Annotated in this window: 11 protein-coding genes and 4 pseudogenes; 6 read left to right on the forward strand and 9 right to left on the reverse strand. The window is 50.9% G+C overall.

What is annotated here, in order from left to right; translation table 11 throughout:
• Positions 1-195 precede the first annotated feature (195 nt).
• Positions 196-1,164 carry a TerC family protein gene (locus H2P46_RS19445; protein ID WP_193406493.1) on the reverse strand — a complete coding sequence of 323 codons (969 nt, stop codon included), beginning with the start codon at positions 1,162-1,164 and terminating at the stop codon, positions 196-198.
• A 258-nt stretch (positions 1,165-1,422) separates the two neighbouring features.
• The gene (locus H2P46_RS19450) at positions 1,423-2,403 is read right to left on the reverse strand and encodes a Gfo/Idh/MocA family protein (RefSeq protein WP_193406494.1); all 981 of its coding nucleotides are present in this window, start codon (positions 2,401-2,403) and stop codon (positions 1,423-1,425) included.
• Positions 2,404-2,546: 143 nt separating this feature from the next.
• On the opposite strand from H2P46_RS19450, the gene H2P46_RS19455 reads away from it, so the two are divergent.
• Entirely contained in the window at positions 2,547-4,235 is a 1,689-nt protein-coding gene (locus H2P46_RS19455; protein WP_193406495.1) for a chloride channel protein, read from the forward strand.
• On the opposite strand, the gene H2P46_RS19460 is transcribed toward H2P46_RS19455, so the two are convergent.
• On the reverse strand, positions 4,232-4,735 hold the full coding sequence (locus tag H2P46_RS19460) for a M48 metallopeptidase family protein (RefSeq protein WP_193406496.1): 504 nt from the start codon (positions 4,733-4,735) through the stop codon (positions 4,232-4,234). The two genes, H2P46_RS19455 and H2P46_RS19460, sit on opposite strands and share 4 nt — an antisense overlap.
• 81 nt (positions 4,736-4,816) lie before the next feature.
• On the opposite strand from H2P46_RS19460, the gene rlmG reads away from it, so the two are divergent.
• Entirely contained in the window at positions 4,817-5,935 is a 1,119-nt protein-coding gene (gene rlmG / locus H2P46_RS19465) for a 23S rRNA (guanine(1835)-N(2))-methyltransferase RlmG (RefSeq protein ID WP_193406497.1), read from the forward strand.
• Between the two features lie 3 nt (positions 5,936-5,938).
• Here the strand turns inward: rlmG and H2P46_RS19470 are convergent, their stop codons facing one another.
• A complete protein-coding gene (locus H2P46_RS19470) occupies positions 5,939-7,960 on the reverse strand; it encodes an NADPH-dependent 2,4-dienoyl-CoA reductase (protein ID WP_193406545.1) in 2,022 nt (673 codons plus the stop codon).
• A gap of 182 nt (positions 7,961-8,142) precedes the next feature.
• A pseudogene (locus tag H2P46_RS19475) lies at positions 8,143-8,876 on the reverse strand (purine nucleoside phosphorylase YfiH/LACC1 family protein).
• A 99-nt stretch (positions 8,877-8,975) separates the two neighbouring features.
• Between H2P46_RS19475 and H2P46_RS19480 the strand changes: the two are divergent.
• From H2P46_RS19480 to H2P46_RS19490, 3 genes and pseudogenes are all read left to right on the forward strand, one after another.
• Positions 8,976-9,785, forward strand: coding sequence for a 5'-nucleotidase, lipoprotein e(P4) family (locus tag H2P46_RS19480; RefSeq protein WP_193406498.1), 810 nt, complete (start codon positions 8,976-8,978; stop codon positions 9,783-9,785).
• Positions 9,782-10,335, forward strand: a pseudogene (locus H2P46_RS19485) (SulP family inorganic anion transporter); the annotation flags it as partial. The gene H2P46_RS19480 and the pseudogene H2P46_RS19485, both read left to right, overlap by 4 nt.
• Before the next feature lie 263 nt (positions 10,336-10,598).
• A pseudogene (locus tag H2P46_RS19490) lies at positions 10,599-11,265 on the forward strand (GGDEF domain-containing protein); the annotation flags it as partial.
• 58 nt (positions 11,266-11,323) lie between these two features.
• On the opposite strand, the gene istB reads toward H2P46_RS19490, so the two are convergent.
• Together istB and istA are read right to left on the reverse strand one after the other, a co-directional pair.
• Complete coding sequence (gene istB, locus H2P46_RS19495; RefSeq protein WP_193406499.1) at positions 11,324-12,112, reverse strand: IS21-like element helper ATPase IstB; 789 nt, start codon at positions 12,110-12,112, stop codon at positions 11,324-11,326.
• Positions 12,109-13,137, reverse strand: coding sequence for an IS21 family transposase (gene istA / locus H2P46_RS19500; RefSeq protein ID WP_193403243.1), 1,029 nt, complete (start codon positions 13,135-13,137; stop codon positions 12,109-12,111). Before istA ends, istB begins: the two co-directional genes overlap by 4 nt.
• Positions 13,138-13,223: 86 nt before the next feature.
• On the opposite strand from istA, the pseudogene H2P46_RS19505 reads away from it, so the two are divergent.
• Positions 13,224-13,985 (forward strand): annotated as a pseudogene (locus H2P46_RS19505) (GGDEF domain-containing protein); the annotation flags it as partial.
• Position 13,986: 1 nt separating this feature from the next.
• Here the strand turns inward: H2P46_RS19505 and ddlA are convergent.
• Both ddlA and H2P46_RS19515 read right to left on the reverse strand, forming a co-directional pair.
• Positions 13,987-15,084 carry a D-alanine--D-alanine ligase gene (ddlA, locus tag H2P46_RS19510; RefSeq protein WP_193406500.1) on the reverse strand — a complete coding sequence of 366 codons (1,098 nt, stop codon included), beginning with the start codon at positions 15,082-15,084 and terminating at the stop codon, positions 13,987-13,989.
• 250 nt (positions 15,085-15,334) lie between these two features.
• Complete coding sequence (locus H2P46_RS19515; protein ID WP_193406551.1) at positions 15,335-15,538, reverse strand: hypothetical protein; 204 nt, start codon at positions 15,536-15,538, stop codon at positions 15,335-15,337.
• Positions 15,539-16,429 lie beyond the last annotated feature (891 nt).

Genomic DNA, 16,429 nt, shown 5'->3' on the forward strand with positions numbered 1-16,429 from the left:
TAAATCACACAGCCAAAGCGGTTTGCCCAGCGGAGTATAAGGAAAAGAATGGACGAGAAAAGAGATAATTCTGTTAAGGCGGCTAATATCGAATTTTTATTATGCTGGATAACGGGACGATAACAGAGATAATAAATGACTGAAGCGGCTGATACAAAATAAAGCAGGGGCAGATGCTGCCCCTGTAGAGAATTATTATGAGATATTCTTCTGGTCATTTCTGTGGTTAACCCAGGCATTAATCAGCAGGGTTGAGGCAAGAATCGTACCGACCACGCCCAGCGAGGCCCCCACGGGAATAGGGTAAAGATGAGCAATCAGCATCTTACCGCCTATGAATACCAGCACGATCGCCAGACCATATTTCAGCATCGAAAAGCGTTCTGCTACGTTTGCCAGCAGGAAATACATGGCGCGCAAACCAAGAATCGCAAACAGGTTTGAGGTTAATACGATAAAAGGATCGGTGGTCACGGCGAAAATGGCCGGAATACTGTCAACTGCAAAAATGACGTCGCTCAGTTCCACCATGATCAGTACCAGCAGCAACGGTGTGGCAAACAGGACGCCATTTTTGCGAGTGAAAAATTTTTCGCCTTCTAGAAAATCGGTTATGCGCAGATGGTTACGCAACCAGCGCACCAGCGGTTTTTCCCCGACAGCCTTCTCGTCGTCCTCTTTAGCAAACGCCATTTTCAAGCCAGTAAACAGCAAAAATGCGCCAAATACGTAAAGAATCCAGCTGAATTGAGTAACCAGCCAGCTGCCTGCAAAAATCATGAGAGTACGCAGGATAATGGCGCCTAATACGCCATAAATGAGTACGCGCCGTTGTAAATTAGCCGGAATGGAGAAGTAGCTGAACAGCATCAGCCAGACGAAAACATTGTCTACCGCTAGCGCTTTTTCAAGCACATAACCGGTCAGAAAAGAGAGCGTTTGAGCAGTGGCGACCTCACGGCTTGCATGGTTGTCGAGATACCACCAAAAAGCAGCACTAAACAGCAGCGAGACGGAAATCCAGATTAGCGACCAGACGGCGGCTTGTTTGAATGACATGGTTTGCGCGCCGCGCCGCCCCTGTAGAAAAAGGTCGATCGCCAGCATGATAAGTACTACCACCGCAAAACTGCCCCAAAGTAATGGCGTTCCTACAGTTTGCATGATTTTGTCCTGTCTGAAATAAATAAGCGGCTGAAGTCAGAAAACGTCAGCCGCTTATTTTGTTGTAAGCAAGCCTCGCCTTCCGGCAAGGTCTCACTTACAACACAGAAACAGGTCCAGGTTGCCTGATGACCGGATGCGAATGCATCGTAATGACGATCGATCAGCTTATAAGTTACTCCCCTTTGCAGGTGGGTAAATTACGGGCTTCGTAACCAGGAAGCAATCGCTGTCAGTAATATTTAGAAATATTTACACTTAACGTTGATCGGCAGGAAATATGACGCCAGTTTGACGGCGTATCTCCGTAAGTAGCCTGGCGGTAATGCGTGAAACCTCCAGCGCGGGATGATCAATCTGACGCTGCTCAACCAAACGCACGAAAGTTTCAGCTTCATACAGCATGGTATTAATGTGCTGCGGTTGGCTGAGGTCTTGTTTATCTCCGCCGCGTGGAATAAAGCTGACTTGCTGACATTCCGGGATTTTTTGTATCACCAGCGCACCCGCTTCACCCTGGATTTCACTGGGAAGCGTGGAATCGCTGACTTTGGAATGCAAAATCGCCACATCAAAGTCACCGTAACCCAGCACGACTGTCCCGTGTGCGTCAACGCCGGAATCCAGCAATGTTGCCTGCGCCTGAACTTTTTGCGGCTCGCCCCACAGCATGACGGCGCTGGCTAAACAGTAATAGCCAATGTCCATAATGGAACCGTTAGACCAGCGTGGATTAAAGGTATTGGGATTTTCTCCGTTGAGATAGCGTGGATAGCGCGATGAATACTGACAATAGTTAAACACGGCTTTGCGCAGTTTACCCACCTGCGGCAACGCCTGTTGCAGCCGTAAGAAGTTAGGTAAGCTGGCAGTTTTAAAGGCTTCAAACAAAACCACCTGATGTTCACGCGCGCAGGCAATCATGGCTTCAACCTCTTTGAGATGAGAGGCCAGCGGTTTTTCGCAAATGACGTGTTTGCCGTGCGACAAAAACATCAGCGCCTGTTCGCAGTGCAGCGCATTTGGGCTGGCGATATATACCGCGTCAATCTCTGCACAACTGGCCAGCGCCTCTAGTGAGGTAAATACTTGATTGCAGGGATACTCTTTGATGAATGTATCTGCCTGTTGCTGGCTACGCGAATAGACCGCGCTCAGTTTCATGTTGCCAGTCTCGTGCGCAGCATCAATGAACTGGCAGGTAATCCAGTTGGTTCCCACAATGGCAAAACGAATCACGACGTTACTCCTGCTTTTTAAAACGGCAGAGTAGCATGTCCAACGTCACGCGCAACGCAGGCGCTAAAGGCGAATTTGATCCTGCGATCCGCATTCCAATATTATGATGACGCAACGGCATTTGGCAGAAAGAAGGAGCGCAGGTGAAAGGAAGTAAACACGCACTGAACTGGACCACGTTGTTAATTGCTATTCCGGTTGGTTTCGTTGCATCGCTGGTTACACTGGCTTTTCGCGGCGTTATTGAACTGATCAATCATCTGCTGTTTAGGAGTAGCAATGAAATAACCGAGGCGATGCACATCTGGCCGTGGTTTCTCTGGCCAGTGCTGGTTGGCGCGGGCGGTTTACTGGCGGGATATTTTTTGCGGTATGCCGTTACCATTGAACAACAGCAAACGGGTAAAAACGATTATCTCGAAGTTATTAATGCCCGGCTTGATGAAGTGCCAACCAAAACCTCGCTATTCCGCGCACTGTCTTCTATTGCCAGTATTGGCAGCGGTGCATCGATTGGTAAAGAGGGGCCGATGGTGCAGCTTTCTGCCTTGTGCGGCAGCCTGATGGGCAAGTTTCTTCCCGCTTCCCTTAAGCTTAAAAACAGTGATGTGGTAGCGATGGCCGCCGCAGCCGGGCTCTCTTCTGTTTATCATGCACCGCTGGCCTCCGCGATTTTTGTCGCTGAAATTGCCTTTGGCATTTCGGCGCTACAGCGTTTGATCCCGCTCATCATCGCTTCTGCCGTGGCGGTCATGACAATGTGGTCTTTTGGCTTTCGCAGTGTGCTTTATCCGCTGGCCGAAACGAATTTCCAGATGAATGTCAGCAGCTTATTGATGACGGTGATCATTGGCTTATGCGCCGGGCTGGCAGGTTGGTTACTGATCAAACTGATTGCACGTAGCAGGATGCTGTTTAGCCGGGTGCGCTCGCTGCCGCTGCGACTGGGAGCAGGCGGCTTTGCGGTAGGGTTACTGGCGCTGATTTCAACCGATATTTTAGGCAACGGTTACGAAGTCATCGTAAAAATCATGGCAGGGCATTACCTGTTGCCGGGATTGTTATTGCTGCTGTTACTGAAAACGCTGGCAACCAGTCTGTCGGTGGGATCGAATGCTGTCGGTGGTTTATTTACGCCATCGCTGTTAATTGGCGCGCTGTTAGGGGTAGTGCTGGCGATGGGCGGTACAGCGCTTCATTTGCCGCTTAGCCATATTTTGCTGTATGCGGCAATTGGCATGGCGGCGGTGTTAGCGGCAGTCAGCCAGGCACCGCTAATGGCAATTTTGATGGTGCTGGAAATGACGCTCAATAGCAGCCTGCTGTTCCCGCTGATGATTGCGGCGGTGCTGGCATCAGTGGTGGTGTATCGCCTGCAATCCGCCAGCACTTATCCGGTGGTGAGTAATCACTTTAATCGCTCAGAAGCGAAATATGATTTCGATAATATGCGGGTAGCGGAACTGATCATTCCCGGCGCGGCCCTGAAACCAGAAGAGTCGGTGGGCCAGGCATTGGCGGTGAGTTCACTTAAGCGCGAACGCTACGTCTATGTCATTAATAATCAAGGCGCGTTTCTGGGAGTCGTATCGATACACGACATCGCACGCAAAGTACTGGCGCAGGAGATCACCCTGGATTCGCCAGTGCAGCTGGTGATGGATAATAATTTCCCCTGCGTTTACCAGTATCAAAGTATGCGGGAAGGCTGGGAAGCGTTCGCAATGGTTACGCTGGAACGCCTGCCGGTATTGAATAACCCGCAGGATCGCCATTTTCTCGGCGCATTAACCAAAACCAGCCTGATTCAAAAAGCACAAGAGTTTCTTTAAGCGGCATTACCGCGCATCGCCTGATCGGTCATCCACAGGCGTGCGTCAAATTCGAGCTGGTGGTAATCCGGCTCCATATGACAGCAAAGCTGATAGAACGCTTTGTCGTGTTCTTTTTCTTTAAGATGCGCCAGTTCGTGAACCACGATCATACGTAAAAACGGCTCTGGCGCCAGGCGAAAGAAGGTGGAAATACGGATTTCGGCCTTGGCTTTTAAATTACCACCCTGCACGCGAGACACCGCCGTATGTAAACCCAGTGCGTGCTTCATCACTTTGATTTTGTTATCCCAAATAACTTTGCTGACAGGTGGCGCGTTACGCATAAAGCGGTTTTTTAGCCCCTGCGTGAAGTCATACAGCGCTTTATCGCTGATGACGTTATGCGTGTCGGGATACCGTTCCTGTAAAAATGCCCCCAAACGCTGATGCTCGATCAACGTGTTTACCTGCTCAAGAATAGGCTCAGGATAACCCTGAAGATAGATAAGTGAGGACATTAGGGATTCCCGGTGAAAGACAGTATACTGCGCCCCTTTTTGGGGCGAAAACCAACCAAAGTGTACCATGCCGGAGAAACCATGAGCCAACTTGAACTGAACGATCGCACACTGATCCTGCATCGTTTTCCGCAGATGCGTGACGAAAGTCCATTACAAGCCTGGGATGCGGCTGATGAATATCTGTTACAACAGGCGCTGCCTGAAGGGCCGGTATGGGTATTTAACGACAGCTTTGGTGCGTTGACCTGTGCGTTAAATCCACGCCCGGTTTGGCATATCAGCGATTCATGGCTGAGCCAGCAGGCTACGCGTCAAAATCTTCGCCTCAATGCGCTTGATGATGGCGAGGTACATTTCCTCGACAGTCTGGCGGCATTACCGGCTGCGCCCGCCGCCGTGCTGATTAAGGTGCCGAAAACGCTGGCGTTGCTGGAGCAGCAGCTGCGTTCAATTCGACAGGCGATCACACCGGAAACGGTAATACTGGCCGCTGCGCGTGCCAAAGAAATCCACAATTCGACGCTGCAACTGTTCGGGCAAATCATTGGCGAAACCAAAACCTCGCTGGCCTGGAAAAAAGCACGACTGATTTACAGCCAGTTTACCCAACCGGTTCTGCCTGAGCAGTCACCCACTCTCGTCTGGCCGCTGGATGGCACCTCTTATCAAATTCATAATCATGCCAACGTCTTTTCCCGATCTGCACTGGATATTGGCGCTCGTTTGTTTATGCAGCATTTGCCAGAAAACATTGAAGGCGAGATTATCGATCTGGGCTGCGGAAATGGCGTTATTGGCCTGATGGCGCTGGCGCGTAATCCCCTGGCTGAAGTGCATTTTCTTGATGAGTCCTACATGGCGGTGGAATCCAGTCGTCTGAATGTCGAGATCAACCGTCCAGAGGATCTGACGCGCTGCCAGTTTCGCGTGAACAACGTGTTGAGCGGCTATCCTTCTGACCGATTGCATGCGGTGCTGTGTAATCCGCCGTTTCATCAGCAGCATGCCATCACCGATCATCTGGCGTGGCAGATGCTCCGTGACGCTAAGCGCTGCCTGCAATATGGCGGCGAGCTGCGCATTGTTGGCAATCGTCATCTCGATTATCACCACAAGCTGAAAAAATTATTTGGAAACTGCACGCTGGTGGCGTCAAATCAAAAATTTGTCATATTGCGTGCGGTGAAAATGCGTTAAGCATTATACCGTCAGCGCCAGCTGTGTTGCCTGCGCGATAGCACGACGAGCATCTAATTCCAGCGCGACGTCGGCACCGCCAATTAACCGGACTGTTTTTCCGCTTTCACGCAGCGCAGCGGCCAGCTCGCGTTGCGGCTCTTGACCGACACAGATAATCACGTTATCCACCGGCAACACTAAAATGTCGCCTTCTCGTCGGATATGCAGTCCTTTATCGTCAATTAACAAATATTCAATGCCGCCCCACAGCTGCACGCCGCGTGCTTGCAGAGTGGTACGATGAATCCAGCCGGTAGTTTTTGCCAGCGTGGCGCCGGGCTTGCCTGCTTTACGCTGTAGCAACCAAATGCGCCGGGCGGACTGAGGCGGTTGCGAGCGGGTCAATCCGCCACGTTGCGTCAGGCTGTAATCAATTCCCCATTCAGCATAAAAGGTGTCCAGCGTCTCTTCATGCAGCGGTTGCGATAAATACGCAGCGGTATCAAAACCAACGCCGCCTGCGCCAATGATTGCAACGCGCTCGCCGACCGGCTTTTTATCACGTAGCACATCGAGATAGCTAAGCACTTTTGGATGCTCAATGCCCGGAATAGTAGGGATGCGCGGTTGAATACCGGTCGCCAGGATCACTTCATCAGCCTCGTCTAATTGATCAGCCTTTACCCGACAGGCCGTTTTTATCGTCACACCCGCTGCGGCCAGCTGATGGCGGTAGTAACGTAACGTTTCGCTGAATTCGGCTTTGCCAGGAATCTGGCAGGCGATAGTGAACTGCCCGCCAATATCAGGCGCAGCTTCGTAAAGCGTAACCTGGTGACCCCGTTGCGCTGCTTGTAAGGCGAACGCCATTCCTGCCGGGCCTGCGCCCACCACCGCCAGGTTTTTAGGCGTCGTACTGGTCGTTATCGGCATCAGCGTCTCATGACAGGCTCGTGGATTTACCAGGCAGGACGTCACTTTGCCGACAAAAATCTGGTCAAGACAGGCCTGATTACAGGCGATACAGGTATTGATACGTTCAGGCGCGCCGCGCTGTGCTTTGCTGACAAAAGCCGCGTCGGCGAGAAAAGGACGCGCCATAGAAACCATATCCGCGTAGCCTTCCTGTAACAGCCGTTCCGCTACGTCAGGATGGTTGATCCGGTTTGTGGCAATGACCGGCACAGAAACATGCGCGCGCAGACGCTTCGTAACCCAGGCAAAAGCCGCGCGCGGCACGCAGGTGGCGATAGTAGGAATGCGGGCCTCATGCCAGCCAATGCCGGTATTGAATAGCGTTACGCCACACTGTTCCAGCTCGCGCGCCAGGGTTAGCGTCTCTTGCAGGGTGCTGCCCTGGTTGATCAAGTCGAGCATGGATAAGCGAAAAATAATAATAAATTTTGCGCCTGTCGAGGCACGAACCGCACGAGTAACAGCCAGCGCAAATTGCATACGCTGACTGAAATCGCCGCCCCAGCGATCGTCTCGCTGGTTAGTGTGCTTAACCAGAAACTGATTTATCAGATAGCCTTCCGATCCCATGATCTCAACACCATCGTAACCCGCTTGCTGAGCTAGTCGGGCGCAACGCGCGAAATCAGCGATGGTCTGCTCAATTTCTGCCTCACTCATCGCTTTGGGGGGAAAAGGATTAACAGGCGCCTGAAGAGCGGAGGGCGCAACCAGATCGTTTTGATAGCTGTAGCGGCCCGTATGCAATATTTGTAACGCGATTTTGCCGTCATGTTGGTGCACGGCCTCGGTGATTTGACGGTGCCAGCCGCATTGATTTTCATGAGTAAGCATTGCGCCATGTGCCATCGCCACACCTTGCGCGTTAGGAGAAACACCCCCGGTCACAATCAGTGCTACGCCTTCGCGTGCACGCTCGGCGTAAAACGTGGTCAACCGATCCGCCCCGTCAGTGTGTTCTTCCAGTCCGGTATGCATTGAGCCCATCAGGAAACGATTTTTCAGCCGGGTGAAACCCAAATCTAGCGGGGTAAATAATGCCGGGTAAGCTGCGTTGCGCTCAGTCATCATCACGCTCAGGGAAGTGGTCTGATGAGTTAACTTTAGCGATTTCTGTGTTAAAAAAAAGTGAAAGGATGTCAGGGTGTGAGAAGTATCAAAAAAGCAGGGGCTGTGACGCAGACGCCAGGCGTGGATTAAAGAAGCACAGCGATGTTCATCACGATTACATTAAACATCGCTTTTTGGTATCAGCCCCTCCGCATAGGGTGATTGAATGAATTACGTCGAATCCATGAATAACGCGATTGATAGCCGCTATTAAAATGGGTATTAGAGCGGTAGCTCGATCCCGCTTCTGCCATGCAGTAAGTGCACACACCCACGTTATCGATTTGACCGGCAGGAATGCCAGCCTGCATTAACATTCGTGTGGCCAGGTCGGGTAAATCAAACCAAATGCCATTCTGCTGCGGGTGTGCCTGCGCTCGTCGGGAATGAGGATTAACAGGCTGCGATTGATGCCACTTTATATGCTGCGGTACGCCAGGCGTTTGCTCAATCTCTGCCAGCATGCCTGCACCCAGTTCATAACAGCAGGGCGCGATGGCGGGACCGATAGCAACATACAAACTTTCTGGCGTGGTGCCAAGCGCGCAGAGTTTTTCAACGGCGCGGTACAACACGCCTTTTAATGTTCCTTTTAAACCCGCGTGAACGGCGGCGACATTTTTTGTTGAGTATCCGCGATTAAGACAGGTAAACAATCTGCGGTATAAACCGCAACTGGCCGATCACCCAGGCCGATCACGCCATCGGATTCGCAACTTTTGGGCGGAAAATTTTGTGTGTCCAGCACCACATTTGCGCTGTGGCGCTGATGACCATAAGCCGCACTGGCAGGAGGGGATTGCCCAGCGGGCTGAAAAGCATAATCTACCCAACCGAGCGAATCGAGTAATGGTGAGCGTGGGGGCAAGGGCATACGTTTCTCCTGTCATAACTGCGCGCGTTCTGCTGCTCACAGCTTACGTTAACTGCTACATTTTTGAAGCCTTACCCACCTTCACCTTAAGGATGAACGATGAAAAACTCAGTGATGTTCGTTGCTAGCGGCATGGTGACGCTACTTCTGACTGGCTGTGTGCAGCCGCCTCAGCAACAGGCGCAGCAGCTACTTAGTCAGCAATCTGTCTTAGCGGTTAACTGGTTCCAGCAATCAGCTGAATATGACGCACTGGCTTGGCAGGCCTTTAATAGTGCGCGGCTGGCTTTTGATCAGGCCCCTTCGCTAACGAGTAAAGCCAAAGCGGTTATTGTCGATCTGGATGAGACGATGCTGAATAACAGCGCATACAGTGCCTGGCAAGCGAAAGAGGGCCAGCCTTTTAGCAGCAAAACCTGGTCAGCGTGGACACAGGCGCGACAGGCTAAAGCGGTTCCCGGCGCGGTAGAATTCGCGCGTTATGTTAACAGCCACGGGGGCATAATGTTTTATGTCTCAAACCGCACACAAAAAGATTACGCCGCGACCGTTGCAAATATGCAGCAATTGGGTTTTACCGGCGTGAATGAAAAAACGGTGCGTTTGAATACCGAAACGTCTAATAAGCAGACGCGCTTCGATGCCATCAAAGGTGAAGGCTACAATGTAGTCCTTTATATCGGCGATAACCTGAATGATTTTAGCGGTGAGACCTGGCATCAGGGTAATCAGCAGCGGCGTGAATTCGTTAACCTTAACCATCAGCGTTTTGGTACGCAATTTATTGTATTACCCAACCCACTCTATGGAGACTGGGAAAGTGGGATGACAGAAAATTATACGAAGTTAACCCCTCAGCAGCAGCTGTCGACGCGTAGATCTCGTCTGGAAAGCTGGAACGGTAAATAAATGTTAATGCGGGAGCGCAGACGAAACTGCCGATCTTTATCCACGGCTTATTACTGTTAATTTATGGCTTATGATTTAGCGAAATGCTGAACACTATTCCGCTGGCAAGTCTGGCAGCCGTGCTACTTCAAACCGACTATAAACTGGCTACGCCGCGACTTTTATCGAACAGTTTCGTATGGGGGCGCAACAGGATGTTCCCTTCCTTGCCACCCTCGTTGGGATTATCACATTTGGCAAGCTGACGGGTATTGCTATCGGCATCGTCATGCAGATCCGGTATAACCTCTCTAAAAGCCACCGCAATGCGTTGCAGCTTACACGCTATGACGACCATTACGTTTTGCGTTTTCAGCAAAACCTGACCTTTATGCATAATCCCAGACTACAAGGTTTACTGAATGCGATCCCTGAAAATAGTATGGTGATTGTCGATAATGATAATGCCGAATATATTGATGCAGACGTTAAAGCCGTGCTTAAAGATTTTGGTGATAATGCCGATAAACGTGGGATTCGACTCAGCCAGTGGCTGGTTGCAGTGAAATAATCCTACATTCGCGCGGAAAACTGTAGGGTAAAAGAAAAAATCGGATAGCTCGGGTATCCGATTTTTTGTTAAAGGGCATAATTGGCGCAATTTATCACTGCCGACAGGCTTAAGCCGCATCAAAACGTGACTTTTAAATTATATGCATGAAGGCGTGCTTTTCGAGGGGGAGCTTTGGTGGCGAATAGCGTTACATTATTCTGTCGCTATGCCACACCTGACTGACGTAGGCAGCAAGTGTTCCTGGTACAAGGTCCAGACATATGCGCGTTAAGCTGTTCAAAGAACATAATTTTAAAAAAAATGCCTTTTCGCTCTTTCTTATTACGCTGCTGTTTTGTTGGTAGCCATTTACGCATTCCTGAAGAACTGTCGCTTTTTTGGCCAGTAAATGCCTTGATTGCCGGGCTGATGGTACGAAACCCTTTTTTGCATCAAACGCAGTATTATCTCACTTGTTTCACCGCTATGTTTTTCAATGACGCCGCTTTTTCTGGCTGGGCGCTGCCTGCTTTTACCCTTAACTTTGCCAATATTCTGTTTATCCTGACAGCCGTTTCGATGCTGGTAAAACATTTTCAGCATGAATCCGGCAGCGAACGTATTGCTAACGCGATACGCATTTTCCCCGCCTGTTTGCTGGCAGCATTCGCATGTGCAACCTGGGGCGCGCTGGCGCAGAAAGGGGAATTTAATACGCAACTCGTTACCGCCTGGGGCGATTGGTTTAGTGAACAATTTTCAACCGGCTTGATGCTGTTGCCTTTTTTATTAACACGCAACTGGCAAACCATGTGTCTTCGTCAGCTTCTGCGTATGGGTAAAATTTCACCAGTTATCACAGTGGCGCTGTCGTTGGTGGCAGGGGCGATAATGGGTGGAGCAGGTAGCCTGATCTTCCCGATCCCGGCACTGATATGGTGTGCTGTCAATACCGATCGAATTCTGACCCACCCTGCCAAAGTAAAACTGACCCACCCCCTTTGAATCATTCGAGCGTTGTTGCTTTCGTTTTCTTCTGGAGTTGACCGCTTTTCAGCTTATCTTTCAGTCGATAGCTTTGGCCGCTGATTTGGGCGATATGCGCATGGTGAAGCAGCCGATCCAGCATCGCTGCCGTCAGTGTCTCGTCATCACCAAACGTTCCGGACCACTGCGTAAACGGCAGGTTGCTGGTCAGGATCACGCTGCCTGACTCATACCGTTTAGCGACTACCTGGAAGAACAGGTTCGCCTCCATTTTACCGAACGGCAGATATCCCCCTTCGTCGATGATCAACAGCTTAGGTTTACCTACGCCGCGGTTCAGGTAGCCCTTCAGGTCACCCTGACGATGTGACGCCATCAGTTGCAGCATCATGTCGGCGGCGGTAATGAACCGAATGCTTAAACCCGCCATCGCGGCCTTATAGCCAATGGCGGTCGCCAGGTGCGTTTTGCCGACGCCAGAAGGCCCGAGCAGGACAACGTTCTCCTGACGTTCGATAAATGTCAGACCCGCCAACTCCTGGATCTGACTTCGTGGAACGCCACTGGCATAGGCGTAATCGAACTGCTCCAGTGTTTTTATCACCGGCAGGCCTGATAACCGCAAAATGGTCTGGCGACGCCGTTCGTTCTGGCCATCATGCTGGAGCTGCAAAACGGCTTCCAGGAAGTCGGCATGCGTGCCGCTGTTGTCGATGGTCGCCTGTGCCACACCCGGCCACTCTGCCGGCAGGCGGTCGAGCTTGAGTTGCTCGCAGAGCGCGGCAATACGATCATGTTGAAGGTTCATGCTGGCACCTCGAGCAAGGCCTGGTACGTTGCCAGAGGATGTTGCAGGCTCTCGGTCGGCACCGGACGCTGGCTGAGCGCTGGGACAGGTGCAGGCAATGCCAACGTGACCTTCGGTAACGGCAATAGCGCAGCACGCTCGCGCGGCATGCGCTGCTCAGGCGGTACGCCTGTGGTGCCATGCACTCGTGTGTTCGCGACGGTGACCAGCCACTCGCCGATGCGTGTGTTGGCAGCAGGTACATCCAGTACCAGCCCGGCCTGCCGGAAGGTCGCGGTAAGAGGCACGATAAAGCTGTTCTTGAGGTAATGGTTAAACCGCTCAACCTTACCCTTGGTCTTGGCGCGATAGGGTCGGCAGACCTTGGGAGTAAAGGCATACTTCTCGGCGACGTGCATCAACTGCGGGTTCCAGCGATGCTTACCGGGGCCGTAGACATCGCGCTCAATGATGATGGCCTTGGCGTTGTCGAACAGCAGCTGATGCGGCGTCCCGCCGAAGAACCTGAGCGCAGACTCAATGCCGTCACACCAGGCAGCGGAGTCCTGGTTGCTGTAAAACTTGACGAAAGTCGCGCGGCTCCAGCCCAGCGTGGCGACAAAGGCCAGCAATGGGTTATGACCGAGTCTGATGATGGTGAAATCAACTTGCATCTGAAAGCCAGGCTCGGTCTCGAAGCGTGTTACCTCTTCAGTGACGGGCTGCTTAATGGGGTGCAGGAAAGCGGTCAGCATGCTGTAACCACCCTCGTAACCACGCTGACGGATCTCGCGCAGCAGCACACTGGCGGGTATCCAGAGGGGCCTGGCAGCGGCCACGCGCTCAAGGATATAGGTCTTGAACGGGTCAAGCTTGCAGGGTCTGGGTGCGCGAGGCTTGTAGCGCATATCCGCTACGGGCAGCGGGCTACGAATATATCTGCGAACGGTCTCACGAGAGCATGAAAGCTGGCGCGCGATGGCGCGTATCGACATGCCCTGACGGTGTAAAACACTAATCTCCACTCTGGTCTCCAATGTCATCATTGGCAGTGCCTTAAAACTGCCATTTTTACCCTAGGTGGGTCAGATTTACATCGGCAGGTGGGCCAGTTTTACATCGGTAGCGACAGTGTGCGATTGTGTTACCCATTCCGATGACCAGTCTGGTGATTTTGATCACAGGCATCACGGAAATTGTGCTGGCCTCACATGGCGTGATGAATGTCCAGGGCAATGGTAATTTGCTGCCATTCAGCCCGCTTACCTCGGCGCGTTTAGGCGTAGCAACGGTCGCTGTCAGCCCACTGATTGTGGCCGCCAGCATGGATGCCATTCGTCAGTTAAATCAGCGTCTGGCGTTACGGGCAAATTATGACTTTCTGACGCAGCTGCTCTCGCGTTCGGGTCTGTTCGAAGGTTTAAAAGAAGAACCCTTTAGCACCCAGCGTAAAATGGGCGTGATTCTGTTAGATGTCGACTATTTTAAAACCATTAACGACAATTTTGGTCATGATGCGGGCGATAAGGTGTTGGAAGAAATTGCTGACCGTATGCAGCGCATCGTGGGTGAGGAAGGGCGCATTTGTCGCTTTGGTGGAGAGGAATTTGTTGTAGTGACCTTTGATCAACGTCACCAGCAGTTATATCAGCTGGCGGAGAAGATCCGTCAAAGCATGGTGAAAGAGAAGTTCTGGTTACAGGGAAATACAGTAACCATCACCGCCAGCCTTGGTCTGGCGCTGGATAGCGCCGCCGAAGAACGTGAATGGCATAGCGTGGCCAATCGTTTAATCTCGGCGGCAGATAAAAATCTTTATCTCGCAAAACGTAATGGCCGTAACCAAACGTGGCCGGTGTATGCTAAACGCGAATTCACCAGCCGCATTGCCTGATTTAATGCACGCTACTTTTTAACTGGCTGGCTTGCTGATGACGCTCCAGCGCCAGCTCAATCAGTTGTGTGATTAAATCCTGATAACTTATGCCCGCGGCTTGCCATAACTTAGGGTACAAGCTGATGTTAGTAAAACCAGGCAATGTATTGACTTCATTAACAATGATTTCGTTATTTTCCGTCAAAAACACATCAACGCGCGCCATGCCACAACAGGCTAAAGCGCTAAAGGCCTGTAGCGCAACCTTACGGATTGCATCACTTATTTCAGGCGAAATAGCGGCGGGCACGACGGTTTGCGCGCCGCTCTCGCTGATATATTTGGTGTCGTAGGAATAAAATGCATCCTGTACGACTACTTCACCGCAAGGGCTGGCTTGCGGATGGTCATTGCCTAATACTGCACATTCAATTTCCCGGCCTTTAATTCCTTTTTCAATCAGGACTTTTCGATCAAAAGTGAAGGCAAGATTTAACGCTGCATCAAACTCTTCCGCGCTGTTTACTTTACTGACGCCGACAGACGATCCTTGATTTGCTGGTTTGATAAACAGCGGCAATCCGAGGCGGGCAATAATAGCTTCGCTATCCAGCTGCGCGCGTTGCGCATGGCTGACACTCAGCCATGGCGCAACCTGCAATCCAGCATCACGCAGCAGACGCTTGGTAAAATCTTTATCCATGCTCACGGCTGAGCCCAGCACATCTGAACCGACGAAGGGCAACGATGCCATTCGTAATAATCCCTGCAGCGAGCCATCTTCTCCCAGCGTACCGTGCACGATAGGAAAAATGACATCAACCTGAGACAACGGCTGCGAGTTGTGGCTGATGATCAGTTGCTGCTGAGTCTGGCCCGGAATCAATGCGATATTATCTGCCGATCGATTCAGCGTAATGAGCGCGGGGTTTTCTGCATTCAATAAGAAATTAGATGTATCACTGAGGTGCCATTGTCCATGTTTATCAATCCCCAGCAGGACCACCTCAAAACGCGTTTTATCAATTGCGTCGAGGATGTTTTTTGCCGACTGTAACGATACTTCATGCTCGGCTGACTTTCCGCCAAACACAATGCCTACCCGCAGTTTTGTCATCGATCTGTGTCCACTCACTAAAGCAAACAAATAAGATACCACGCGTTTTCGCGATGGAAATAGCCTGGCGAATAACGGCCTGGAATTTATCTTACTGATACTACCAAATGGGCAGCGGCCCATTTGGTAGTACTGAAATTTATTAAAGTAAGACGCAGCGTGTCTATATTGAACAATTTAACTGGATTTACCGAAAAGAGGCGCGGGTTTCAGGATAACAGAGCTCGTGCTTGCGGATCGTTCAGATCATTCATGATGCAGAAAAACGATGCTGTAAATAGTCCCTTTTTAGTCCCATGCATTTTTTTGAGATCCCAGCCAAAGGATGTTGTAGTCGGTGTTCCGCTGGGGTCGGATTGTTCAGAGATTCATGCAGATGTTCACAGTTATATTTCAGCTCCACCGACTTAATCATGGCCATGATCTGATGCTCAGTAAAAGAGGCTTTACGCATGGCGATCTCCTTCGTTGACAGAATGAGTATGCCGGAAGATCTCTAAAAGTGAATGGCACCATTATGTGGGATAGTTACATCAGAATCGATTACAACCTTGCATGAGAGAGGGGACTTTTGGCCGGATTGGTGACGACAAAAAATGACACCATTAAATGGTTGCTTTAGTGTCATTTTTTGACTCTATAATTATATGAACAAACGATACCAAAAAACGCTGTCAGATGTGTTCGCCCGGCTGGTTAACGGTTCGATAAAATGAAGTGATATTGAATCTCTTTTTATCGCTCTTGGTGCGGAGGTCCACGGATGGGAGGGTTTAAGGATTGCGGTACTGCTGAAAGGGCAAAAGAAAATCTTTCACAGGCTACACCCCAGACCTACCACTGACAAGGGGGCGGTTGACAGAGAAGTATTCCCCATCATCGGGTAATAAACCCCATCAAATGACCCGCTCATGCAGCGGGTTTTTTATGCCCGCCACCAGACCGCACAGAACGCACTGAGCAACACGCACAGGCGCAGGCTGCGCCGCACCAACCCGCAACAGGATCAAGACCTCACCGCCACGCTGACGGCTTCACAGCACTGACAAAATAATGTATTCATTTACCAAAACGGCGCTACACCGCAACCGCCTGCGAGTTTTGCATCATAAAAACTTTTCAGTTCTGGTTTTATACAAACCGCCACGCCAGCCAGCGCCGCTGCTGGCTTTCTGCCGGAGTTCGCCAACTGAAAAAAGTGAAAAGAAATTCAGTCTTTTTCAGTTTCAGGGATCGGCAGAGGATCTAATGGGAGGAATAAGTGATTAAAATATATGAATATTTTGTAAATTGTGTCAGTTGATTGGATCTTGCGTGGATCTCCAATGGCAAAAGCATGCGATGT

Source organism: Mixta mediterraneensis (genome assembly GCF_014946725.1).
Classification (GTDB): Bacteria; Pseudomonadota; Gammaproteobacteria; order Enterobacterales; family Enterobacteriaceae; genus Pantoea; species Pantoea mediterraneensis.

What these genes read in the sequence shown, in the direction of transcription:
- H2P46_RS19445 (WP_193406493.1), bottom strand. Translation starts at nt 1,164, where the DNA reads ATGCAAACTGTAGGAACGCCATTACTTTGGGGCAGTTTTGCGGTGGTA.
- H2P46_RS19460 (WP_193406496.1), bottom strand. Translation starts at nt 4,735, where the DNA reads ATGTCCTCACTTATCTATCTTCAGGGTTATCCTGAGCCTATTCTTGAG.
- rlmG (WP_193406497.1), top strand. Translation starts at nt 4,817, where the DNA reads ATGAGCCAACTTGAACTGAACGATCGCACACTGATCCTGCATCGTTTT.
- H2P46_RS19470 (WP_193406545.1), bottom strand. Translation starts at nt 7,960, where the DNA reads ATGACTGAGCGCAACGCAGCTTACCCGGCATTATTTACCCCGCTAGAT.
- H2P46_RS19480 (WP_193406498.1), top strand. Translation starts at nt 8,976, where the DNA reads ATGAAAAACTCAGTGATGTTCGTTGCTAGCGGCATGGTGACGCTACTT.
- istB (WP_193406499.1), bottom strand. Translation starts at nt 12,112, where the DNA reads ATGAACCTTCAACATGATCGTATTGCCGCGCTCTGCGAGCAACTCAAG.
- istA (WP_193403243.1), bottom strand. Translation starts at nt 13,137, where the DNA reads ATGATGACATTGGAGACCAGAGTGGAGATTAGTGTTTTACACCGTCAG.
- ddlA (WP_193406500.1), bottom strand. Translation starts at nt 15,084, where the DNA reads ATGACAAAACTGCGGGTAGGCATTGTGTTTGGCGGAAAGTCAGCCGAG.
- H2P46_RS19515 (WP_193406551.1), bottom strand. Translation starts at nt 15,538, where the DNA reads ATGCGTAAAGCCTCTTTTACTGAGCATCAGATCATGGCCATGATTAAG.